Annotated in this window: 20 protein-coding genes and 1 pseudogene; 9 read left to right on the top strand and 12 right to left on the bottom strand. The window is 74.6% G+C overall.

Features of this window, described 5'->3' with window-relative positions; all coding sequences use genetic code 11:
• Positions 1-166 precede the first annotated feature (166 nt).
• From O7628_RS14065 to O7628_RS14055, 3 genes are all read left to right on the top strand, one after another.
• The gene (locus O7628_RS14065) at positions 167-1,945 is read left to right on the top strand and encodes a hypothetical protein (protein WP_278130936.1); all 1,779 of its coding nucleotides are present in this window, start codon (positions 167-169) and stop codon (positions 1,943-1,945) included.
• A gap of 293 nt (positions 1,946-2,238) precedes the next feature.
• Positions 2,239-4,794: a DEAD/DEAH box helicase gene (locus O7628_RS14060; protein ID WP_278130934.1), complete on the top strand. Its 2,556-nt coding sequence runs from the start codon at positions 2,239-2,241 to the stop codon at positions 4,792-4,794.
• A gap of 104 nt (positions 4,795-4,898) precedes the next feature.
• The gene (locus O7628_RS14055) at positions 4,899-5,561 is read left to right on the top strand and encodes a putative glycolipid-binding domain-containing protein (RefSeq protein ID WP_278130933.1); all 663 of its coding nucleotides are present in this window, start codon (positions 4,899-4,901) and stop codon (positions 5,559-5,561) included.
• Positions 5,562-5,635: 74 nt separating this feature from the next.
• Here O7628_RS14055 and O7628_RS14050 read toward each other — a convergent pair whose 3' ends face one another.
• Positions 5,636-6,727 (bottom strand): PLP-dependent cysteine synthase family protein, encoded by a 1,092-nt coding sequence (locus tag O7628_RS14050; protein WP_278130931.1) that lies wholly within the window; start codon positions 6,725-6,727, stop codon positions 5,636-5,638.
• 112 nt (positions 6,728-6,839) lie between these two features.
• Complete coding sequence (locus O7628_RS14045) at positions 6,840-7,298, bottom strand: Lrp/AsnC family transcriptional regulator (RefSeq protein WP_074475476.1); 459 nt, start codon at positions 7,296-7,298, stop codon at positions 6,840-6,842.
• A gap of 268 nt (positions 7,299-7,566) precedes the next feature.
• Here O7628_RS14045 and O7628_RS14040 point away from each other — a divergent pair, with 268 nt between their 5' ends.
• A complete protein-coding gene (locus tag O7628_RS14040; protein ID WP_043961351.1) occupies positions 7,567-7,833 on the top strand; it encodes a BldC family transcriptional regulator in 267 nt (88 codons plus the stop codon).
• A gap of 136 nt (positions 7,834-7,969) precedes the next feature.
• On the opposite strand, the gene O7628_RS14035 is transcribed toward O7628_RS14040, so the two are convergent.
• Positions 7,970-8,599, bottom strand: a complete 630-nt coding sequence (locus O7628_RS14035; protein ID WP_278130928.1) for a UbiX family flavin prenyltransferase — start codon at positions 8,597-8,599, stop codon at positions 7,970-7,972.
• Between the two features lie 132 nt (positions 8,600-8,731).
• Between O7628_RS14035 and O7628_RS14030 the strand changes: the two genes are divergently transcribed.
• Entirely contained in the window at positions 8,732-9,739 is a 1,008-nt protein-coding gene (locus O7628_RS14030; protein ID WP_278130926.1) for a terpene synthase, read from the top strand.
• Between the two features lie 86 nt (positions 9,740-9,825).
• On the opposite strand, the gene mqnP is transcribed toward O7628_RS14030, so the two are convergent.
• Together mqnP and O7628_RS14020 are read right to left on the bottom strand one after the other, a co-directional pair.
• The gene (mqnP, locus tag O7628_RS14025) at positions 9,826-10,737 is read right to left on the bottom strand and encodes a menaquinone biosynthesis prenyltransferase MqnP (RefSeq protein ID WP_074475479.1); all 912 of its coding nucleotides are present in this window, start codon (positions 10,735-10,737) and stop codon (positions 9,826-9,828) included.
• Positions 10,737-12,197: a menaquinone biosynthesis decarboxylase gene (locus O7628_RS14020; protein WP_278130923.1), complete on the bottom strand. Its 1,461-nt coding sequence runs from the start codon at positions 12,195-12,197 to the stop codon at positions 10,737-10,739. Before O7628_RS14020 ends, mqnP begins: the two co-directional genes overlap by 1 nt.
• A gap of 201 nt (positions 12,198-12,398) precedes the next feature.
• On the opposite strand from O7628_RS14020, the gene O7628_RS14015 reads away from it, so the two are divergent.
• Complete coding sequence (locus tag O7628_RS14015; RefSeq protein WP_278130921.1) at positions 12,399-13,271, top strand: alpha/beta hydrolase; 873 nt, start codon at positions 12,399-12,401, stop codon at positions 13,269-13,271.
• On the opposite strand, the gene O7628_RS14010 is transcribed toward O7628_RS14015, so the two are convergent.
• Entirely contained in the window at positions 13,260-13,595 is a 336-nt protein-coding gene (locus tag O7628_RS14010; protein ID WP_278130919.1) for a hypothetical protein, read from the bottom strand. The genes O7628_RS14015 and O7628_RS14010 overlap by 12 nt on opposite strands.
• Positions 13,596-13,615: 20 nt before the next feature.
• Here O7628_RS14010 and O7628_RS14005 point away from each other — a divergent pair.
• From O7628_RS14005 to O7628_RS13995, 3 genes and pseudogenes are all read left to right on the top strand, one after another.
• Positions 13,616-13,798: pseudogene (locus O7628_RS14005) on the top strand (helix-turn-helix domain-containing protein); the annotation flags it as partial.
• Between the two features lie 4 nt (positions 13,799-13,802).
• Positions 13,803-13,991, top strand: a complete 189-nt coding sequence (locus O7628_RS14000) for a hypothetical protein (protein WP_278130917.1) — start codon at positions 13,803-13,805, stop codon at positions 13,989-13,991.
• Between the two features lie 206 nt (positions 13,992-14,197).
• Positions 14,198-15,463: a DNRLRE domain-containing protein gene (locus tag O7628_RS13995; protein ID WP_278130914.1), complete on the top strand. Its 1,266-nt coding sequence runs from the start codon at positions 14,198-14,200 to the stop codon at positions 15,461-15,463.
• 46 nt (positions 15,464-15,509) lie between these two features.
• Here O7628_RS13995 and ccsB read toward each other — a convergent pair whose 3' ends face one another.
• The 6 genes from ccsB to hemL are packed head-to-tail and all read right to left on the bottom strand — an operon-like array spanning position 15,510 to position 21,703.
• Positions 15,510-16,493 (bottom strand): c-type cytochrome biogenesis protein CcsB, encoded by a 984-nt coding sequence (gene ccsB, locus O7628_RS13990; protein ID WP_278130912.1) that lies wholly within the window; start codon positions 16,491-16,493, stop codon positions 15,510-15,512.
• On the bottom strand, positions 16,493-18,214 hold the full coding sequence (locus O7628_RS13985; RefSeq protein ID WP_278130910.1) for a cytochrome c biogenesis protein ResB: 1,722 nt from the start codon (positions 18,212-18,214) through the stop codon (positions 16,493-16,495). Before O7628_RS13985 ends, ccsB begins: the two co-directional genes overlap by 1 nt.
• Positions 18,214-19,140 carry a cytochrome c biogenesis protein CcdA gene (locus O7628_RS13980; RefSeq protein WP_278130908.1) on the bottom strand — a complete coding sequence of 309 codons (927 nt, stop codon included), beginning with the start codon at positions 19,138-19,140 and terminating at the stop codon, positions 18,214-18,216. The genes O7628_RS13985 and O7628_RS13980 overlap by 1 nt, the downstream gene beginning before the upstream one ends.
• On the bottom strand, positions 19,140-19,715 hold the full coding sequence (locus tag O7628_RS13975) for a TlpA disulfide reductase family protein (protein ID WP_278130906.1): 576 nt from the start codon (positions 19,713-19,715) through the stop codon (positions 19,140-19,142). Before O7628_RS13975 ends, O7628_RS13980 begins: the two co-directional genes overlap by 1 nt.
• Entirely contained in the window at positions 19,715-20,362 is a 648-nt protein-coding gene (locus O7628_RS13970) for a histidine phosphatase family protein (protein ID WP_043961327.1), read from the bottom strand. The genes O7628_RS13975 and O7628_RS13970 overlap by 1 nt, the downstream gene beginning before the upstream one ends.
• Positions 20,363-20,365: 3 nt before the next feature.
• Positions 20,366-21,703: a glutamate-1-semialdehyde 2,1-aminomutase gene (hemL, locus tag O7628_RS13965; RefSeq protein ID WP_278130902.1), complete on the bottom strand. Its 1,338-nt coding sequence runs from the start codon at positions 21,701-21,703 to the stop codon at positions 20,366-20,368.
• Between the last annotated feature and the right edge of the window lie 132 nt (positions 21,704-21,835).

Genomic DNA, 21,835 nt, shown 5'->3' with positions numbered 1-21,835 from the left:
CGGATCCCGGCTTGACCCCGGATCCACACCCGCCCCCGGCGGTGGTCCGGCCGGCTCCACACGCACCCCGGTCGGCACCGCGCCGGCCGAGGGGTCGCCGCCCGGGTCGGCAGGGCGGGCAGCGGTGCCCGCCGCGACGGCACGGGCCCGGGTGAGCGTCACCGGCGTGACCGCCCCACCCGACGGCGTCGCGTTGCCGGTCGCGGGCAGCAGCGGGACCACGTACCGCGCGGGTGCCCCGGCGGTCGATCCCGTTCCGGGCCAGCCGTCGACACCGCCCGCCGGGGCGGCCGGGGGCGTCGCCAGCGGATCGACGCCGGGCCCGGGGGACGGGGCACGCCCGTCGGGCAGCGCGCCCGTGACCGGCGGGTCGACCGGGCCGGACGCCCGGGTCACGCCGGATCCCGGCGGCGCGGCAGCCGCGTCGGGAAACGCCCGGCAGGGCGTCATCGTGCCGAGCCAGCGGAGCGGCGGCACCGGCGCCGCCCGCGCCAGCGCCTCGGTGCCCGGCCTGAACCGGGTCTCCGCCGGTGAGGCGGCCGGCGTCGTCGGGGCGGAGGCGGCAGGCGGCGCGAAGCCCGGCAACGCCAGGGTGTACCGGTCGGCCCCGGTGAGCCCGGAGCCGCCCGAGCCCGCACGGCCCCCGGGGCCGGCCGAGCCCCCGACGCCGACCGAGCCCCCGACGCCGACCGGGCCGCCCGCGCCACCGGAGCCGGAGCCCGCCCCGGCACCCACCCCCGTTCCCGGGCCGAACCCACCCACACCGCCCGTGCCGGGTCCCACCCCGCCGTCGCCGAACCCGCCGGTTCCCGAGCCGACGCCGCCCGCCCCCGCCCCGTACCCGCCGGTCCCGACGCCGCCGCCCGGCCCGGCCGTGCCGCCGCCCCCGGCGCCCGGTCCCGTGCCGCCCGTGCCCGGCCCGCCGGTCCCCCCGCCCGGCCCGGCGGTGCCGCCGTCCCCGCCGCCGCCCGGCCCGCTGCCGGCACCGCCGTTCCCGCCGCCACCGCTGACCGCCCCGGCCACCACCGCGCCGCCGCCGGCCGCCCCCGCATGGCCGCCGGTCGGCCCGGCCGGCACCCCGCCGTCGTCGGCACCGCCGTCGTCCGAGGCCCGGCCGTCATCCGGGGCCCCGCCGTCATCCGGGACTCCGGCCGGCTGGTCGGTGGGCCACGCCGCGCCGCCGTTCCCGACGGAGCCACCGTCGCCGGCCGCCCCGCCGCCCCCGGTCGTGCCGGCCCCGGCGCTCCCGGTCTGGCCGCCGCCGACCAACCCGGCCACCCAGCGGGACGGCACGCCCGCCGCCAGCGGCGTGGCAACGACACCGGCACCCGCCGCACCGGCGTCGGGCGCTCCCGCCCCGGGCATCCCGGCGTCGGGCGCTCCGGCTCCGGGCATTCCTGCGTCGGGCTTCCCGGCATCGGGCGTCTCCGCACCGGGCGCTCCCGTCTCGGGCATTCCGGCGTCGGGCGCTCCGGCCTCGGGCGCTCCGGCCTCGGGTGTTCCCGCGGCCGGGCCGCAGGCCGCAGGCCGACCGACGTCCGGCCTGTACGGCGCAGCCCCGACCACCGCCTGGCCGGTGGCACCCCCGGATGGGCCGCCCGCGCCGCCGGGCGGGGCCCAGGGCGGCCGGGCCACCGTCGGCAGCCCCGCCGCCCGGCCGGAACCGGGCACGGCCGACCTGGCCAGCACCGCGTACGGCACCGACGGGCCGGGCTTCGCCACGGTCTCGCTGCCCACCGGCAACCAACTGGACAATTCCGGCTCGCTGACCGGGCACATCCTGGCCCAGGGCTGGACGGACGCCCCGACCGCCCGGTCCAGCACCGCCAAGGTGTTGATCGTCCTGGTGGCGTCGCTCGGGCTGCTCGTCGCGATCGGTGTGCTCGTCGTGCTGCTGGCCGGCGACGCGATGGACGGTCTGGTCGGCGGCCTCCTCAACAGCTGAGCGGGCCGGAGGGGCGACTGAGCGGGCCGGGAGAAACAGCCGGGCAGGTCGGGAGAAGGGGCCGAGCAGGACTGGAGCGCGGCGGGGCCGACCCGGGGTGGTAAGCCCGGGAGGGTGAGCCCGCCCACTCCGGTCTCGTGACACGGTGGCAGGTTTGCTATGTCGCCGTACACTTGTCGGGATCACTGACCCGGCGTGCATGAGGCGCGCCCATGGGCGATCTTGCGGGCGATCCGGCGGCGTTCAGCTGCGGCAGGCCATCGCGAAGATGCGCCCCGCTTGAAAGGCATTTCTTGACCACGTTTGCTGACCCCAGCACGTTCCCGTCCGTCTTCGACACCTCGGCCGAGCCGAACAAGCCGGCCGACACCGTCGCCGCCGAGGCCGCCGCGCCCGACGTCGCCGCGACCGCTCCCCGCGACACCGCCGACGGCAGCGCGCCACTCGCGCTCACCACCGCCGACGAGCCCGTAGCCGCCGAGCCCGTAGCCGCCGAGGCGGGGGCCGGACCCGTCGCCGCCGAGGCTGTCGCCGCCGAGGCCGGGGCTGAACTCATTGCCGCCGAGGCCGAGGCGGTTGCCGCCCGGGCCGACGCCGAAACCGTCGCCGCCGAGGCCGACGACGCGGACACCGCCGTCGACGCGGATGTCGCCGTCGACGCGGATGTCGCCGTCGACGCGGATGTCGACTTCGCCGCGGATGTCGACTTCGCCGCGGATGTCGACTTCGCCGCGCTCGGCCTGCCCGACCCGCTGGTCCAGGCTCTCGGCCGGCTGGGCATCACCACGCCGTTCCCGATCCAGCGGGCCACCGTGCCGGACGCCCTCGCCGGGCGCGACGTCCTCGGTCGGGGCCAGACCGGCTCCGGCAAGACCCTCGCCTTCGGCCTGCCGGTGATCGCCCGGCTCGCCAAGCGCAACCGGGCCCGCCCGCTGCACCCCCGGGCCCTGGTGCTGGTGCCCACCCGGGAGCTGGCCATGCAGGTCAACGACGCGCTGGTGCCGCTCGGCAAGGCGGTCGGGATCTTCCTCAAGACCGCCGTCGGCGGCGTGCCGTACGACCGGCAGATCGACGCGCTCCGGCGGGGAGTGGAGATCGTCGTGGCCACCCCCGGCCGGCTGGGCGACCTGATCAACCGGGGCGTCTGCCACCTCGACGACGTCGAGGTGACCGTGCTCGACGAGGCCGACCAGATGGCGGACATGGGCTTCCTGCCGGAGGTCACCGAGCTGCTGGCCAAGACGCCGGCCGGCAGCCAGCGGCTGCTCTTCTCGGCCACCCTGGACGGTGACGTGGACTCGCTGGTCAAGCGGTTCATGACCGACCCGGTCACCCACTCGACCGCCCCCGCCACCGCCGCCGTGTCCACCATGGACCATCACCTGCTGCTGATCCCGCCGCACGACAAGTTCGCCGTGGCGGCGTCCATCGCCGCCCGGTCCGGCCGGACGATGCTCTTCGCCCGCACCCAGCTCGGGGTGGACCGGCTCGTCGAGCAGCTCGCCGCCGTCGGCGTCCGGGCGGGCGGGCTGCACGGGGGCAAGACGCAGCGGATGCGCACCAAGACCCTCGCCGAGTTCCGCGAGGGCCGGATGAGCGTGCTGGTCGCCACGGACGTCGCGGCCCGGGGCATCCACGTGGACGGCGTCTCGCTGGTGCTGCACGTGGACCCGCCGAAGGACCCGAAGGACTACCTGCACCGGGCGGGGCGTACCGCCCGGGCCGGCGAGTCGGGCGCGGTGGCCACGCTGGTGCTGCCCAAGCAGCGCCGGACCACTCTCGCCATGTTGCAGAAGGCCGGCGTCGAGCCGGCGGAGACGCGGGTCCGGGCCGGCGACCCGGCCCTGGCCGAGCTGACCGGCGCCCAGGAGCCCAGCGGGGTGCCGGTCCGCGACGAGCCGCCCGCCCCGCGCCGCTACGGCGACCGTCCGTCCGGTCCGCGCCGGTTCGAGGAGCGGGGCGAGCGCCGGCACGGCGACCGGGACGGCCGGGGCGAGCGCCGCTACGGCGACCGGCCGACCGGCGACCGGCCCGGCGGCGGCGAGCGCCGTTTCGGCGACCGGCCGTCGGGCGAGCGCGGCTTCGGCGAGCGCCGCTACGGCGACCGCCCCACCGGCGAGCGGTCCTTCGGCGACCGACCCACCGGCGAGCGGCGCTACGGCGACGGCCCGACCGGCGAGCGCCGCCACAGCGACCGGCCTACCAGCGAGCGGTCCTTCGGCGACCGGCCGACCGGCGAGCGCCGCCACAGCGACCGGCCCGGCGGCGACCGCGCATTCGGCGAGCGGCGGTACGGCGACCGGGAGCAGCACGCCGGCGGGGACCGCCGGTTCGGTGACCGACCGACGGGTCAGCGCCGCCACGAGGACCGGGGCGAGCGGGGCTTCGGCGACCGGCGGTTCGACGAGCGCGCCGGTGGCGACCGCCGCTACGGCGACCGACCGACCGGCGAGCGCCGCTACGGCGACGGCCCGACCGGCGAGCGCCGCCACAGCGACCGGCCTACCAGCGAGCGGTCCTTCGGTGACCGGTCGACCGGTGACCGGGCCACCGGCGAGCGCCGCTTTGGCGACCGGCCGGCCGAGCCGCGTCGGTTCGACGAGCGCGCCGGCGGGGAGCGCCGCTACGGCGACCGGCCCACCGGCGATCGCCGCCACGACGACCGGCCCGGCGGCGACCGGCCCATGGGCGAGCGCCGCTTCGGGGATCGGGCCTTCGGCGAGCGGGGCGGGGACGCCCGTACCGGCGACCGACGGGGTGGGTTCCGCCCCGAGGGGCGCGGGCGGGACGACCGGCCCCGGGACGACCGGCGCGGCTTCGGCGGGCGACCGCCGGCGCGTACCCACTGATCGGAACGCCGCCACTGGTCGGCACGCCGCTGCGGAGCCCACGCTCCGCGGCGGCGTTTCCGCTTGTGCTGCCGGCGGGTCCGGCGTGCCGTAACGTCCGGTTCATGCCGACAATGCCGAAGTCGCTGTTCTGGGCCCGGACGGACACCGCCGGCAGCGAGCACGTGGTGTTCGACGACGGCGCCGGGCTCGGCGCGCGGGGCGTCGTGCTCGCGGTCGACCCGATCCCCTACACCTGCCGGTACCGGCTGACGGCCGGGTCGGACTGGGCGACCAGCCGGCTGGAGGTCGAGGTGGAGGGCGCGGGCTGGCAGCGGAGCGTACGCCTGGAAGCGGCGGGTGGCCGGTGGCGCGTGACCGCCGCCGAGCAGGGCGACCTGGACGCGGCCTTGCGGGCGGCCGGGCATCCGGCGGCCGGTCTGCCGGGCGCCGACGATCCGGAGCGGCTGGCCGACGCGGTGGACGTCGACCTGGGCGGTTCGCCGCTGTTCAACACCCTTCCGGTACGCCGGCTCGGGCTGACCGCCGCCTCCCCGACCACGACGTCATCTCCGGCTGCGGCGGAGCCGGGGGCGGCGCACCGGATCACCGTGGCGTGGGTGCAGGTGCCCAGCCTGCTGGTGCTGCCCGCCGAGCAGGTCTACACGGCGCTTGGGCCCGGGCGGGTCCGCTTCGCCAGCGAGACGTTCACCACGGAACTGGCCGTCGACCCGGGCGGCTGGGTGCTGCACTATCCGGGCCTGGCCGACCGCATCGCGCCGCGCTGAACGCTCCCGGCCTGACGCGAGTGTTAGCAGGGGTCCCCTGTACAACAGAATGCGTTAACAGGGGGCCCTTCCTTTCACTCGGGCCAGGTGCCGGTCGCCAGGAAGCGGTCGACGGTCGCCAGGTGCGGGGCGAGGTCGAGGCCCTGCCCGGCCACCCACTCGTCGGCGTAGTAGGTGTCGGCGTACCGGTCCCCCGGGTCGCAGATCAGGGTGACCACCGAGCCGGTACGGCCCTCCGCGAGCATCCCGGCGATCAGGCCGAACGCGCCCCACAGGTTGGTGCCGGTGGAGCCGCCGACGCGGCGGCCGAGCAGGGCCGAGCCGGCCCGCATGGCGGCCAGGGACGCGGCGTCGGGCACCTGGACCATCCGGTCCACCACGGCGGGCAGGAACGACGCCTCGACGCTGGGCCGGCCGATGCCCTCGATCCGCGAGCCCCGGCCGGTGCACACCGCCCAGTCGGCGGCCTGCCAGGCGGGGTAGAACGCCGAGTTCTCCGGGTCGACCACGCAGAGCTTGGTGGGCAGCCGCCGGAACCGGGTGTAGCGGCCGATGGTGGCGCTGGTGCCGCCGGTGCCGGCCCCGACGACGATCCAGGCCGGCACGGGGTGCCGCTCCAGCGCGAGCTGGGCGTAGATCGACTCGGCGATGTTGTTGTTGCCCCGCCAGTCGGTGGCCCGCTCGGCGTACGTGAACTGGTCCATGAAGTGCCCGCCGGAGTCCTCGGCGAGCCAGCGCGCCTCGACCACCACCTTCGCCGGGTCGTCGACGAGGTGGCAGCGCCCGCCCTGGAACTCGATCTGGGTGATCTTCTCGGGCGAGGTGGACGCCGGCATCACCGCGATGAACGGCAGCCCCAGCATCCGGGCGAAGTACGCCTCGGAGACCGCCGTCGAGCCGGAGGACGCCTCGACGATCGTCGTCCCCGGGCCGATCCAGCCGTTGCAGAGCCCGTACAGGAACAGCGAGCGGGCGAGCCGGTGCTTGAGCGAGCCGGTGGGGTGCACCGACTCGTCCTTGAGATAGAGGTCGATGCCCCACTCGCGGGGCAGCGGGAACGGCAGCAGGTGGGTGTCGGCGGACCGGTTGGCGTCGGCCTCCACCGTGGCGATCGCCTCGGTCACCCAGCGCCGGCTGGCCTCGTCGCACCGGTCGAGATGAGTCATGTTCGGAAACGTAGCAAGCTGATCGGCCCTGGTCGCGGGCCGGTCAGGACCGGGTCGGGCAAAGCCGGTCAGGGCCGCTCGCCGGGGGCGTCCCGGTCGCGGGGCGGGCCCGTCAGGTCGCGGGGCGGGCCAGCGGCTGCGGGCGGTTCTCCCACTTGGTGGACAGCGCGATGCCCGTCCGGGTCGAGGCCACCCCGGGGGTGCGGTTCAGCCGCATGATCAGCTGCTCCAGCTCGGCGATGGTGCCGACCCGGGCCTTCAGCAGGAACGACTCGACGCCCGCCATGAAGTAGCAGGACTCGATCTCGGGCATCCGCCGGAACGCCTCCAGCACGTCGTCGGTGTCGCCGCCGGAGTCCTCGACGATGCCGATGAGCGCGGTGACGCCGAGGCCGATGGCCTCGGGCTCGACCTCGGCCCGGTACGCCCGGACGACGCCGCTCGACTCCAGCTTGCCGACCCGCTCGTGCACGGCCGGGGCGGAGAGGCCGACCTGGCGGGCCAGCTCGGCGTACGAGAGTCGGGCGTTGCCCTGCAACAGCTCCACGAGGCTGAGGTCGATGGCGTCCACGGACTGTGACCCTAGTCGTTGGGGCGTAACGCCGGTCGCCCGGCATGCGTTGCACATGACAGTAGGTGAGTGTCCGCAGACCTTCGGTCGAGGGAGAGCAGAACCGCCCCAGTTTACTAACTTCCCACTCAGTGCGTTTTTCGCGTTTGGCGGACAGGCCAGGTCGCTGGTGCTGTAATTGCCATACGTCCCTCATGACGGCTCTGGGCTCGCACCGGCCGGGGGCAGTGTGTTCAGCCGGGGGCTTCGTCGACGCGAGGAGGGGGCTGTGGACACTGGAGATCGCCTGCTGACACCGGGTGAGGTCGCCGCGCTGTTTCGGGTTGACCCGAAGACTGTGACGCGCTGGGCGGCGGCCGGCCGGATAGGCAGCATCCGGACTCCAGGCGGGCATCGCCGGTTTCGGGAATCCGAGGTGCGGGCCCTGCTTGAGGGGGAGGGCATGCTGGACGAGGCGGACGAGATGGGGAAGGCCCGTAACGTCGGCCCCGCCGCGTCGACCGGCCCTGGCCCGGCCAATGCCGGGATGTACTGAGCAGGTGTGCTGACGGGCACGGGCCGGCCAGTCCGGCCCGCGTCCGGCCACCGGCCCCGGCGTCGGGAGTGTCACGGCGGCGGGGCCGACGACCGGCCCCGGACCGTGGGGCGGGAGCGACCGGCCCGGGCCCGGTTCAGGAGCGGGCGGTGCCCAGCTCGCCGGACCAGCGGCGGAACAGCGTGTGCGGCACGCCCAACGCGTCGAGCACCTTTCCCGCCACGAAGTCGACGAGCTGCTGCGCGGAGGCGGACGCCCCGGCACCGTAGAAGCCGGGGCTGGCCGGCAGCACCACCGCCCCGGCGTCGTGCAGGGCGATCAGGTGCTCCAGGTGGCTGCGGGTCACCGGCGTCTCCCGGGGCACGACCACCACCGGCCGGCGCTCCTTGAGGTTGACCTCGGCGGCCCGCTGCAAGAGGTCCTTCGACAGGCCGATGGCGATGCCGGCGCAGGCCGCCGTGCTGGCCGGCACGACCGCCATGCCGCGTACCCGGTAGGAGCCGCTGCTGGGGCCGGCGGCGAGGTCACCGGCGGGCCAGTGCCGCACGTCGGCGTCGCCCAGGTCGCGCCCGAGCCAGGCCGCGAGGTCCTCGGCCCAGTGCCCGTCGCGGAACGCCCGCCCGGTCTCGTCGAGGATGGTCAGCCGGGCGGCCCGGGAGACGACCAGGTCCACCGGCTCGCCCGCGTCGAGCAGCCCCCGGACGACCGCCGCCGCGTACGGCGTGCCCGATGCGCCCGAGACTCCCACCACCCATGGTTCCCGCATGCCCTCCAGCCTGCCTGGTCACGGCGGCGGGCCGCCGACCGCCCCCACCCCGGGGACGGGGCGGGGGCAGCCGCGCGGGGCCGACCTGCCATGCTGCCGAGAACGATTCACATCCCACAGGGGGAATCGGTGATGACCGACGACATCCTCCGGTCGCTGCGCGCCGACTGCCCGATCCCGCCCCGGCTGTCGCCGCACGCCGACCGGGTGCAACGCTGGCTCGACGACCGGCTGCCCGGCGTCGGCCTCCCGTTGGACCCCCCTGCCCTGGAACGGCTGTCCCGCGCCCGGTTCGCCCGGTACGCGGGCCGGCTCTACCCGCAGGCCACCGAGCCCGACCTGCGGGTCATCGCCGCCCTGTTCACCTGGTTCTTCCTGGTCGACGACGCCTGCGACAGGCCGGGCCGGCTGTGCCCCGACGAGATCCTCGCGCTGCGGGACGGGACGCTCCGGCTGCTGCGCGACGGGCCACGGGGGCGGCATCCGGGCCTCACGGGTCCGCTGCGCCGGCTGCTGGTGCGGGCGTGGCGGGAGCCGCGCCGCCGGATGCCGGCCCGCTGGCAGGAGCGGTTCACGGACGCGGTCGGCCAGCACCTGCACGGCGCGTGGCTGGAGGCGGTGGGGAAGACCTCCGGCCGCCCGCCGGACGTCGCCCGGTACGTCGAGCTGCGCCGGGCCACCTCGGCGGCGTACGTGTCGTATCCGCTGATCGAGTTCGTCACGGGCCGGCCGCTGCCCGACGCGGTGTACCACCACCCGCTGCTGCGCGAGATCGGCGATCTCGGCAACGACCTGCTCTCCTGGTACAACGACATCGCCTCGCTGGAGCGGGACCGGGTCACCTCCGGCGGGCACAACCTGGTGCTGGCGCTGGCCGCCGAGCGGGGCATCGGGGTGGAGGCCGCGCTCGGCCCGGCCGCCGAGCGGTGGCGGGCGGCGATGCGTCGCTTCGGCGAGCTGCGCGCGGGCGTGCCGTCGTTCGGGCCGGCGCTGGACGAGGCGGTCGCCGACCACCTCGACGGGGTCGCCGCCGCCGTCCGGGGCACGATCGACTGGACGCTGGAGAGCGCCCGCTACGGGGGCGACGGTAAGGAGGGGCCCCTTCTTAACGCTTCAGGTAGAGCAGGGGCCCCTTCTTAACCACGCTGGGCAGCGGCCGCGGCAGCGGCGCAAGCGGCAGGCGCGGCGGGGGGCAGCGCGGGCGGGCGGCGGGGGCGGGGGCTGGCTCAGGGGCGCAGGCCCAGCCTGGCCACGAGGTCGACCAGCGCGAACACGAACAGCGCGATGCCGACGAACCCGTTCGCCGTGAAGAACGCCCGGTTGACCTTGCTCAGGTCGGTCGGGCTGACCACGAGGTGCTGGTAGCCGAACGCGGCGGCGGTGAGCGCCAGCCCGATCCACCACGGCCAGCCGAACCCGACGAGCGCCCCGAACCAGACGAACAGCGCGAACGTCACCACGTGCGCGACGGTGGAGGCGTGCAGGGCGAACCGCAGCCCGTACCGCGCGGGCACGCTGTGCACGCCGATCTCGCGGTCGACCTCGGCGTCCTGGCAGGCGTAGATCAGGTCGAAGCCGCCGATCCACAGGCCGACGGCCGCGCCGAGCAGCCACGCCGGCCACGAGCCGGCGAAGGTGCCGGTGACGGCGAGCCACGCGCCGACCGGGCCGACCGCCTGGGCGACCGCGAGGATCGCGTGCGGCCAGTTGGTGAACCGCTTGCCGTACGGGTAGACGACCAGCGGGACCACCGCCAGCGGCGCGAGCGCCAGGCAGAGCGGGTTGAGCAGGGCGGCGGCGGCGAGGAACACCACGAGCGCGACGCCCGCGCCGGTCCAGGCCGTCCGCACGCTCACCGCCCCGGTGACCAGTTCCCGGGCGGCGGTACGCGGGTTCCGCGCGTCGATCCGCCGGTCGAGGATGCGGTTGGCGGCCATGGCGAACGTCCGCGCCCCGACCATCGCCACGGTGATCAGCAGCAGGTCGAGCCAGCGGACCCGGCCGCCGTCGACCTGCATCGCGGTCAGCGCCGACAGGTACGCGAACGGCAGCGCGAAGACGGAGTGCTCGATCGCGACGAGCTTGAGGAAGGACTTGACGCGGCCCGGCCGCGCCGGCGCAGCGGCGGCGGTGGCCATCAGATCCCGTACTCCTTCCAGCGCTTGTCGACCAGGGAGACGACCTCGGGAGCCATGGTCATCTCCTCGGGCCAGCCCCGGGTGTAGCCCTCGGTGGGCAGCTTGCGGGTGGCGTCGACGCCGACCTTGCCGCCCCAGAACTGCTGGTAGGAGGAGTGGTCGAGGTGGTCGACGGGCCCCTCGGTGAGCAGCAGGTCGCGGGCGTAGTCGACGTTGCCGAACGCCCGGAACGCGACCTCGTGGTAGTCGTGCACGTCGCAGTCCTCGTCGACGATCACGATCAGCTTCGTCAGCGACATCAGGTGCGCGCCCCAGATGGCGTTCATCACCTTCTGGGCGTGCTTGGGGTAGCGCTTGCGGATCGACACGATCGCGCAGTTGTGGAAGACCCCGGCGGCCGGCAGGTCGTAGTCGACGATGTCGGGGATCAGCAGCTTGAGCAGCGGCTGGAAGATCCGCTCGGTGGCCTTGCCGAGGCCGTGGTCCTCCTGCGGCGGCTTCGAGGTGACGATCGAGTGGTAGACGGCGTCGCGCTGCATGGTCATCGTCTCGATGTGCAGCACGGGGAACGGCTCGACCGGGGTGTAGAAGCCGGTGTGGTCGCCGAACGGCCCCTCGGGCAGGCGCTCGCCGGGCTCCAGGTAGCCCTCCAGCACGATCTGGGCGTGCGCGGGGACCTGGAGCGGGACGGTGAGGCAGTCGACCATCTCGACCCGCTCGCCGCGCAGGAACCCGGCGAACAGGTATTCGTCGATGTCGCTGGGCAGCGGCGCGCTGGCCGCGTACGAGACGACGGGGTCGCAGCCGATCGCGACCGCGACGGGCAGGCGCTGGCCGAGCCGCTCGGCGACCGCGTGGTGGGCGGTGGAGTCTTTGTGGATCTGCCAGTGCATGCCGAGGGTGTTGCGGGAGTGCTGCTGGAGCCGGTAGAGGCCCAGGTTGCGCTTGCCGGTCTCGGGGTGCTTGGTGTGGGTGAGCCCGTAGTTGTGGAAGATCCCGCCGTCGCCGGGCCAGACCTGGAGGCCGGGCAGCCGGCCCAGGTCGACGTCGTCGCCGGAGTAGACCACCTGCTGACAGGGGGCGGTCTTGACCTTGCGCGGCGGCACCGACTTGAGCTGCATGACCTTGCCGAGGCCCTCGCGGATGCCGGACCAGCCGACCGGCAGCTCCGGCTTGATCAGCGCGCCGATCCGCGCGCCGACCTCGTCGAGCGAGTCGACGCCCAGCGCCATCGCCATCCGCTTCTCGGTGCCGAACAGGTTGATCGCCACGGGCAGCTCGCCCCGGGTGGGGCGCTCGAACAGCAGCGCGGGGCCGCCCTCGCGCACGGTCCGGGTGACGATCTCGCTGATCTCCAGCGTCGGGTCCACGGGGACGCGGACGCGGCGCAGCTCCCCCGCCCGCTCCAGGGCCGCGAGGAAGTCCTTCAGATCGGTGTACGGGAACCCACGAACCGCCATGCCCCCAGTCTCCCGCACCGCGCTGAGGTGCAAGGAAGGGCCCCTTGTTAACGCCTTCTGTAGAGGAAGGGCCCCCTGTTAACAAGCCCGGCCACCCGGGCGGCGCGCGTCTCCCCAGTCGACCGGCGCTCGTTGGTACGGGTGGCGGCGCGCCGGGTGATCGGCCGCCGGGGTCGGGACGGGGGCGGGACGGGGGCGGCGATGGGCGACGGACGGGTGCCGGCGGGGTTCACCGAGCAGCGGACCCAGGTCGGCGCGGTGGCGATCAACTACGTCCGGGGCGGCCGGGGGCCGACCCTGGTGCTGCTGCACGGCTACCCGCAGTGCTGGCGGATGTGGCGGGGGCTGCTGCCGGAGCTGGCCGACTCGTACCACGTGATCGCCCCCGACCTGCGCGGCTTCGGCGACAGCGACGCCCCGCCCGGCGGGTACGACAAGAAGACCCTCGCCGCCGACCTGCACGGGCTGCTGACCGGCCTCGGCCTGGCCGGGGACATCCGGCTGGTCGGCCACGACGTCGGCACCATGGTCGCGTACGCCTACGCCGCCGCGCACCCCGACGAGGTGTCCCGGCTGGTGCTGACGGAGGCGCCGATCCCCGACGAGAGCATCTACGCGTTCCCCGCGTTGACCGCCGCCGGGCCGGCGGTGTGGAACTTCGGCTTCTTCAACCTCACCAACGGCCTGCCGGAGGAGCTGGTCGCCGGCCGGGAGGCGCTCTGGGTGGACCGCTTCACCGACTCGCTCATGGTGCGCAAGGGCAGCATCGACGCGGGCGACATCGAGGAGTACGCCCGGCATCTGAGGGACCCGGCGCGCCTGCGGGCCAGCTTCGCCTACTTCCGGGCGTTCGGGCAGGACGTCGCGGACAACGCGGCGTACCGGAAGCGGCCGTTGCCGATGCCGGTGCTCGCCGTCGGGGCCGCGGCCAGCCTCGGCGGGCAGGTGGCCGACCAGGTGCGCCGGTACGCCCGCACGGTCGAGGGCCGGGTCGTCGAGGACAGCGGTCACTGGCTCTTCGAGGAGCGCCCGGCCGAGCTGACCGCCCTCCTGCTCCCCTTCCTACACTACTGACCCCACCCCACCCCTGCCCCTCACCGCCCCGGATCGAGAATGAGCCGGGTCGAGGGGGGCATGCAGCAGGCGGTTGGCGAAGGTGGAGATGGTGTACGCGCCGATGCCGAGCACGGCGTCCAACGCGTGCCGGGGCCGCCAGCCGGCGGCGAGGAAGGCGGCCAGTTCCTCGTCGGGGACGTCGCCCAGGTGATCGAGCACGGCGGCGGTGAAGCGGCGTAGCGCTTCGAGGCGCGGCTCGGGCAGCGCCGCCCCGATGCGCAGCGCTTCGATCAGTGCCGTGGTGCCGGCGTGTCGGGTCAGGATGGCGGTGTGCATGGCCACGCAGAGGTGGCAGCCGTTAGCTGCGGCCGGTGCACGGCTTCGTCCTCCAGGCCGTCGGCCCGACCGGCACGACCGCCAGCGAGCTGGGCCACCGCCTCGGCGTCTCCAAGCAGGCCGCCGGCAAGACCGTCGACCGGCTCGTCGCCCTCGGCTACCTGGAACGCGCCGACGACCCCGCCGACGCGCGGCGCAAGCTCATCCGGGGGCATGAGCGACGCGTACGTCTCCGGCGACCCGGACGGCCTCTCGCCCCTGCTGGTCCGCATCCGCGACGCCGTGGCGCGGGAGCTGCACGCCCAGCTCGCCATGCGGTCGGACCGGATCGAGCTGGCCGACGTGCCGGAGATCGCCTACCAGGTGACGCGCCGGGTCGACGAGGTGCTGAGCCGACGGTGACCGGGCGTTGACACGACGGTGACGGGCCCCGGGGTCCACTCGCCGGGCATGGGCGGGCCGGGAGGCAGCGCCGCGACCCGTGGCGGTCGGCCGGCCCGGACGGAGATCACCATGAGCAGACGCGCTCCCCACAGCGTGCTGGCGGCCCTCGCCCTCGTGGCCGGGCTGCCGGCGGCGCGCCGCCGGCAGCGGCGGCGACCACCACCGTGACGTTCCTCCCCAGCCAGGACACCTACGTCAGCTCGTCGAGCCCGAACACGAACTTCAACGACACCAACTCGCTCATGGTCGGCGCGTCCCCGACCCGGATCTCCTACCTCCAGTTCACGGTCACCCGGCTGGTCGATCCGGTCGCCAGCGCCCGCCTCCGGCTGCACGTCCAGAACACCGCCAACGCGCCCAGCCCGGCCGGCGGCACGGCGCGGGAGGTCGGCACCGACTGGTCGGAGCGCACGCTGACGTACGCCACCCGGCCGCCGTCGATCGGCGGACCGCTCGGCTCGCTCGGCATGGTGCGCAGCAACACCTGGTACGAGCTGGACGTCACCAGGGCCGTCACCGGCAACGGCTTCGTCGCCTTCTCCCTGTCGTCCGACAACCCGGACGGCGCCTTCTACGACAGCCGGGAGGTCCCCAATCTGTCCCCGCAACTGATCGTCCAGACCGGGCCGCCGGCCACCGGCAGCAACGTGCTGCTCAACGGCGGGGACATCTCCGCGTGCAGCACCACCGGGGCGGCGCAGACCGCGCAGATCGTCGCCCGCGAGCCCGGCACCGTCATGGCCGGCGGCGACCTCACCGACAGTGGTACGGCGGACCAGCTCGCCAACTGCTACGACCCGACGTGGGGCCAGTTCAAGGACCGGACGAAGCCGATCCTCGGCAACCACGACTATCTGACCGCCAACGCCAAGCCCACCTTCGACTACTTCGGCCCGGTGCTGCCGCCCGGCAAGGGCTACTACTCCTTCGACCAGGCCGGCTGGCACGTCGTCGTGCTCAACTCCAACTGCTCCGAGGTGGGCGGCTGCCAGGCCGGCTCGGCGCAGGAGCGCTGGCTGCGCGCGGACCTGGCCGCGCACCCGACCCGCTGCACCCTGGCCCAATACCATCACCCGCTGTTCAGCTCCGGCGGCCGGCAGTCGTCGAACGTCCGGCCCCTGTTCCAGGCGCTCTACGAGGCCGGGGCCGAGATCGTCATCAACGGGCACAACCACCAGTACGAACGGTTCGCCCCGCAGGACCCGTCCGGGGTCGCCGACCCGGCCCGGGGCATCCGGGAGTTCGTGGTGGGCACCGGGGGCCGTTCGCTGCAGAGCTCGTTCCCCGACCCCGCCGCCAACAGCGAGGTCAAGAACGGGCGCACCTTCGGGGTGCTCAAGCTGACGCTCTCCCCGGCCAGCTACACCTGGCAGTTCCTGCCGGTGGCCGGCGCCACCTTCACCGACTCGGGCACCGGCACCTGCCACTGACCCGGTCCGGGTCCGGCCCGCGCGTGCGGGTCGGACCCGGCGGGGGTCAGCTCACCCCGGCGTACGAGTGCAGGCCGGTGAAGAAGAAGTTGACGCCGAACAGGTTCATCAGCACGGTGAGGAAGCCGACGACGGCGAGCCAGGTCGCCACGTTGCGGCGCACGCTCGGGGTGGCCCGGGCGTGCAGGTAGCCCGCGTAGACCACCCAGGAGATGAACGCCCAGGTCTCCTTCGGGTCCCAGCCCCACGGCCGGCCCCACGCGGCCTCCGCCCAGATCGCCCCGGCGATCACCGCGAAGGTGAAGACGGGAAACGCGAAGGCGTGCAGCGAGAAGGTCAGCCGCTCCAGGCCGGCAGCCGTCGGCAGCCGCTTCGCCAGCGTGTACGGGAAGCTGCGCTTGCCCTGCTCGTAGCCGTTGCGCATGAGGAACGCGACCGCCGGCACGACGCCCAGCAGGAAGATGCCCGACGAGAAGCTGATCGTCGACACGTGCACGACGAACCAGTAGGAGTTGAGCGCCGGGGTCAGCGGCACCACCTCGACATAGAGCTTCAGCTCGGCGAACGCCAGCAGCAGCACCATGACGAGGGTGAGGAACAGCCCGAGGCGGCGCAGCGGGGGGCGCTTCCACAACACGGCGAGCCACGCCGCCGTGCCGATGAACGACACGGTCAGCACGAACTCGTACATGTTGCCCCAGGGCATCCGGTCGGCGGCGATGCCGCGCGTGACCGTGGCCCCGAGGTGCAGCGCCGCGGCGAGCGCGGTGATCCACACCGCGACGCGGCCGGCGAGCCGGCCCCGGGCCGCCGAACGGTCGACGCCGGCCGGCGGGGCGGTGCCGGCCTTGGCGACAGGCCCGGCGGTGCCCCCGGCGCCCACCCCCGCCCCGACCAGCTCGCGGGCGGGCGCGGCGGGCCGGGCGACGGCGCGGGCGTTGCCCAGGGCGTACTCGACGGCGTGGCTGATCATCGCGATCAGGTACGCCAGGGTCGCGAACGTGACCAGCTGGTCGGAGAGTGCGGACATCACTGCGCTCCTTCTCGCGTCCCGGCCGGGCCACGCGCTGTCGCCTCGCCGGCCCGCTCGCCCGGCGTCCCGTCGCCGCGGATGGCGGCGACGAGCTGCGCGAACTCGTCGGCGAACCCTGGATAGTCGGTGCGCGGCAGGCCACCGGCCTCCACCAAGCTACTACCGGCCGTCGGAGATCCACCGGCGGGGTCCGCCGCGGCCTCCGTCGCCCCGGTCGCCGGGGGCGTCCCGGCCGGCGTGACGCGGAACCAGACCCGGCGGCGCTTGCCGAACAGCGCGCCCATGAGGCCGATCAGCAACGTCGTCGAGCTGACCAGCAACAGGGCCGAGCCGGGGTCGTACCGGACCGAGATCGTGACGTACGGCTGCGTGCCGACGAACTCCAGCACGCTGCCGTCGTCCAGCGTCCACTCCTCGCCGACGGCGAGCTTGCGGTCGCCGATCTGCTTGAGCTTGCCGTTGCTGACCTGACGCTGGTCGAGCTGGTAGACCGAGCCGGGGATGCCGGCGTCCATGCCCAGGTTGCCCCGGTAGGCGACCAGCACCACCGCCGGGTTGCGCTCGGTCGGGAACTCCGACCGGGTGAACGGGGGCTGCTGCGGCGCGGTGGGCAGGTAGAGCCCCTCGAAGGCGACCTGGAGGTCGGCGTTGCGCTTGCCGGTGGCCGGGTCGACGTTGACGTCGGGGAACGCGGCCACGCCCTCGCTGGTCAGGGTGGCGTCCCCGGTGGTCAGGAACGGGAAGTTGCTGGTCTGCGTCTTGCCGTAGCGGTCGGTGTAGCGCAGGACCGGCGCGTAGCCGTGGCCGAGCAGGTAGACGTTGGCGCCGCCGAGGCGCAGCGGGTCGTTCACCGAGAAGGACGCGGTGCGGGTGGCCCGGCCCGCCTCCTCCACGTCGACCGTGGCCCGGTACGACTCCGGCTGCGTCGACTCCAGGAACGTCGCGTCGAACCTCTTCAGCGTCAGGCAGAACGGCGGCAGGTCGGCGCTGTCGACGCGGGGGCCGAGCTTGGCCTCGGCGTACTGCTGCCGGGTGTTGCAGAACGCGTTGTCCGCGCCGGCCACCAGCAGCTTGTTGCCGTGCCAGCCGTACCACGAGCCGAGCGCGACCCCGAGCAGCACGGCGATGAGCGAGGTGTGGAACAGCAGGTTGCCGGTCTCCTTGAGGTAGCCCTTCTCGGCGGAGACCTCGGTGCCGCGCACCTGGACCCGCCAGCGGCGGCGGCGCAGCTCGGCGGCGATGGCCTCGACGGCCGCGGTCCCCTCGACGGTCGCGGGACCGGCGGTGGCGACGCCGGCCAGCACGGCGTGCTGGGGCAGCCGGTCCAGCCGCCTCGGCGCGGCCGGTGGCTTCGCCCGCAGGGCGCGCACGTGGTCGCGCAGCCGGGGCACGATGCAGCCGATCAGCGAGGTGAACAGCAGCAGGTAGATCGCCGAGAACCAGACCGAGCCGAACACCTCGAACGCGCCGATCCGGTCCAGCTTCGGGGCCAGGTCGGGGTGCTCGACGAAGTACCTGTTGACGTTCTCCGGGTTGACCCCGCGCTGCGGCAGCACCGAGCCGGGGACGGCGGCGACCGCGAGCAGGAAGAGCAGGATCAGCGCCGTACGCATGCTGGTGAGCTGCCGCCACGAGTTGCGCAGCAGGGCCAGCACGGGGTTGGGCCGGCGGCGGGGGGCGTCGGCCGGCGGGGCCGGCCGGTCCTCGACGACCGTCATCAGATGCTCACCTCGCCCACGCCGACGGTGGTCTGCAACCAGATCACGAAGTTGGTCCACCCGCCGGTGACCAGCGCGAGGCCGATCAGGATCAGCAGGACCCCGCCGACGCGGGTGACCCAGCGGCTGTTGCGCCGCACGGCGCGGAACACCCCGAGCAGCCGGTGGAAGGCCAGCCCGAAGACGACGAACGGCACCCCCAGCCCGAGGCAGTACGCCACGGCGAGCACCACGGCCCGGTCGAGCTGCCCGCCGGGGGTGGCCATGCCGAGCACCGCCGCGAGCGTCGGGCCGGTGCAGGGCATCCAGCTCAGCGCGAAGACCGCGCCGAAGACGGGGGCCCCGAGCAGGCCGGCGGCGGGCAGCCGCTGGATGCGGAACTCCCGTTGCAGGCCGGGGAGCACCCCGACGAACGCCAGCCCGAGCACGACGATCAGCGCGCCCGCGCCGATCTCCAGCTGCCGCTCGTACTGGATGAGGACCCGGCCGACGCTGGCGAAGAGGATCGCGGTGGCGGTGAAGACGGCGGTGAAGCCGGCGATGAAGAGCAGCGTCCCGGCGAGCACCCGCCCCCTGACGGCCGCGCCGGTCCGGCTGCCCTCCCGGGTACGCTCCGCCGTCCGTTCCTGCACGGCGACCCCGCCGCCGGCCGAGTCGCCGGGGCCGGTCGCCGCCCTGCCGCCGGCCGGCTCCCCCGACGGGGGGGTGTTAACAGGGGGTCCCTGCTCTACAGAAGGCGTTAACAGGGGGCCCTTCCTTGCGCGCTCCAGGTCGGTGCCGGCGAGGCCCGTCACGTAGGACAGGTAGCCGGGAACCAACGGGAGGATGCACGGGGAGAGGAAGCTGACCAGCCCGGCGAGCGCCGCCGCGCCGATGGCCAGCAGCAGCGGGCCGCCGCTGGCGATGTCGTGGAAGGTCTCGCCCATCAGCGGGAACCGTCGGGCGCGGGCTTCTCGGCGGCGATCCGCTCGACGATCGGTCGCAGCCGGTCCTGGGTGACCGCCGACCGGATGACCACGGCGACCCGGCCGTCCCGGTCGAGGATCACCGTGGCGGGGATGGTGTTCGGCGCGATGTCGAAGGCGAGGGCGAGCCGGCTCGGCGGGTCGAACAGGCTCGGGTAGGTGACCCGGCCGGACTCGAACGCGAGGGCCTTGTCGCGGTTGTCCTGCACGTTGATGCCGAGGAACGTCACCCCGGAGCCCTTCGTCGCCTGGTAGGTGGCCTCCAGGTCGTCGGCCTCGGCCCGGCAGGGCGGGCACCAGGAGCCCCAGAAGTTGACCACGACGACCTGCCCGAGGTCCTTCGCGATGTCGTAGCTGCCGCCGGTGAGCAGCTCACCGGTCAGCTTCGGCGCGGCGGAGCGCTGGTCGGGGGCGCACTCGATGACTCCGTCGGTGGTGGCGCAGCGCCGCTCCTGGCTGTCGCCGGAGCAGCCGGCCAGTGCCGCCGTGGCCGTCACGGCCGCGAGCAGTCCGGCGATCCACCTTCGGGCTGGCATCAGGCCCCCTTGGCCGTCCGGGCGGTCGGCGATGTGGCGACGAGGTGCGCGGCGGGCTCCGAGTAGCCGATGCCCACCACCTTCGCGCCGTCGAAGTGGAACGAGGTGAGGCTGGCCAGCCCGCACTGCCGCTTGCGCGGGTCGTGCCAGAGCCGCTTGCGCTCGACGTACCGGCGCAGGGTCCAGATGGGGAGCTGGTGGGAGACCAGCACGGCCTCCCGGCCCTCGGCGGCGACGCGGGCGGCGTGCAGGGCGGCGAACATCCGCTCGGCGATGGCCCGGTAGGCCTCGCCCCAGCTCGGGGTGACCGGGTCGCGCAGCACCCACCAGTTGCGCGGGTCGCGGAACGACCCGTCGCCCGGGGAGACCTTCTTGCCCTCGAACCAGTTGGCGCTCTCGATCAGCCGTTCGTCCACCCCGACGGGCAGGCCGAACTGGGCGGCGATCGGCTCGGCGGTCTGCTGGGCGCGTTCGAGCGGGCTGGCCACGACGTGCACCACGTGCCGCTCGGCGAGCCCCTGGGCCGCCGCCTTGGCCATCTGCACGCCCAGCTCCGACAGGCGGAAACCGGGCAACCGGCCGTAGAGGATCTGGCCCGGGTTGTGCACCTCGCCGTGCCGCAGCACATGGACCACCGTCTTGCTCACCGGTTACCCCCCGTTACCTGCCGCTGCCGCCGCGCCCGCCGCCGCCGGCAGGGCCGAGGCGATCCGCTCCAGGGCGGCGTCGTCGATCGCCGCCGAGACGAACCAGGACTCGAACGCGCTCGGCGGCAGGTAGACGCCGTCGGAGAGCATCGAGTGGAAGAACGCCCGGAACGCCGGGACCTGCTGGGTCCGCGCGCTGTCGTAGTCGACCACGTCGGCGTCCGTGAAGAAGATCGAGAACATGCTGCCCGCGTACGACAGGCGGTGCGGGACCCCGGCGGCGGCCAGCGCGTCGGAGGCGAGCTTGCCCACGACGGCGGCCGTGTCGTCGAGCCGGCGGTAGACGGCGTCGTCGGCCAGCCGCAGCGTGGCCAGGCCGGCGGCGCACGCGAGGGGGTTTCCGGAGAGCGTGCCGGCCTGGTAGACCGGCCCGGCCGGGGCGAGTCGCGCCATGATCTCCGCGCGCCCGCCGAAGGCCGCGGCGGGCAGCCCGCCACCCATGACCTTCCCGTACGTCCACAGGTCGGCGTCGACCGGGTCGAGCCCGTGCCAGCCGGAGCGGGACACCCGGAACCCGGTCATCACCTCGTCGACGATGAGCAGCGCGCCGTGGGCGTGGGCGATCCGGGCGAGCTGGGCGTTGAACCCGTCGCGCGGGGCGACCACGCCCATGTTGCCGGCCGCCGCCTCGGTGATGACGGCCGCGATGTGCTGCCCCTGCGCGGCGAACGCCTCCTCGACGGCGGCGACGTCGTTGTACGGCAGCACGATGGTCTCGCCCGCCGCCGCGCCGGTGACGCCCGGCGAGTCGGGCAGGCCGAGGGTGGCCACGCCGGAGCCGGCGGCGGCGAGCAGCGCGTCGACGTGCCCGTGGTAGCAGCCGGCGAACTTGATGATCTTGGAGCGGCCGGTGTGGCCCCGGGCCAGCCGGATCGCCGACATGGTGGCCTCGGTGCCCGAGTTGACCAGGCGGACCTGCTCGACCGGGGTCCGGTCGACGATCTCGGCGGCCAGCTCGACCTCGCCGGGGGTCGGGGTGCCGAAGCTGGTGCCCCGGGCGGCGGCGGCCTGGACGGCGTCGACCACCTCGGGGTGGGCGTGCCCGAGCAGCAGCGGGCCCCAGGAGCAGACCAGGTCGACGTAGCGCCGGCCGTCCGCGTCGTAGAGCCAGGGGCCCTCCCCCCGGACCATGAAGCGCGGCGTCCCGCCGACGGCCTGGAACGCGCGCACGGGAGAGTTGACCCCGCCCGGCACGATGGCGCGGGCGCGGTCGAACAGGGCCTCTGAGGCCGGCGCGTCGGCCGGGTAGCGGCCGGATCCGGCGGAAAAGTCATCGGTCACGATGCGGCCATTGTGTCAGCGCCGGACGGCGAATCGGCAGCCACCCCTGATCGGGGTTACCGGGCTCACCCCGGCGGTGGGGCTCGGCGGGGGCTGGGACGGTCGCTGCGGCGGGGCCCGCCGCGCTGGTCG

The organism is Micromonospora sp. WMMD956 (assembly GCF_029626125.1).
In the GTDB taxonomy this organism is placed as follows: domain Bacteria; phylum Actinomycetota; class Actinomycetes; order Mycobacteriales; family Micromonosporaceae; genus Micromonospora; species Micromonospora carbonacea.
This window is presented reverse-complemented; position numbering and strand designations above follow the sequence as displayed.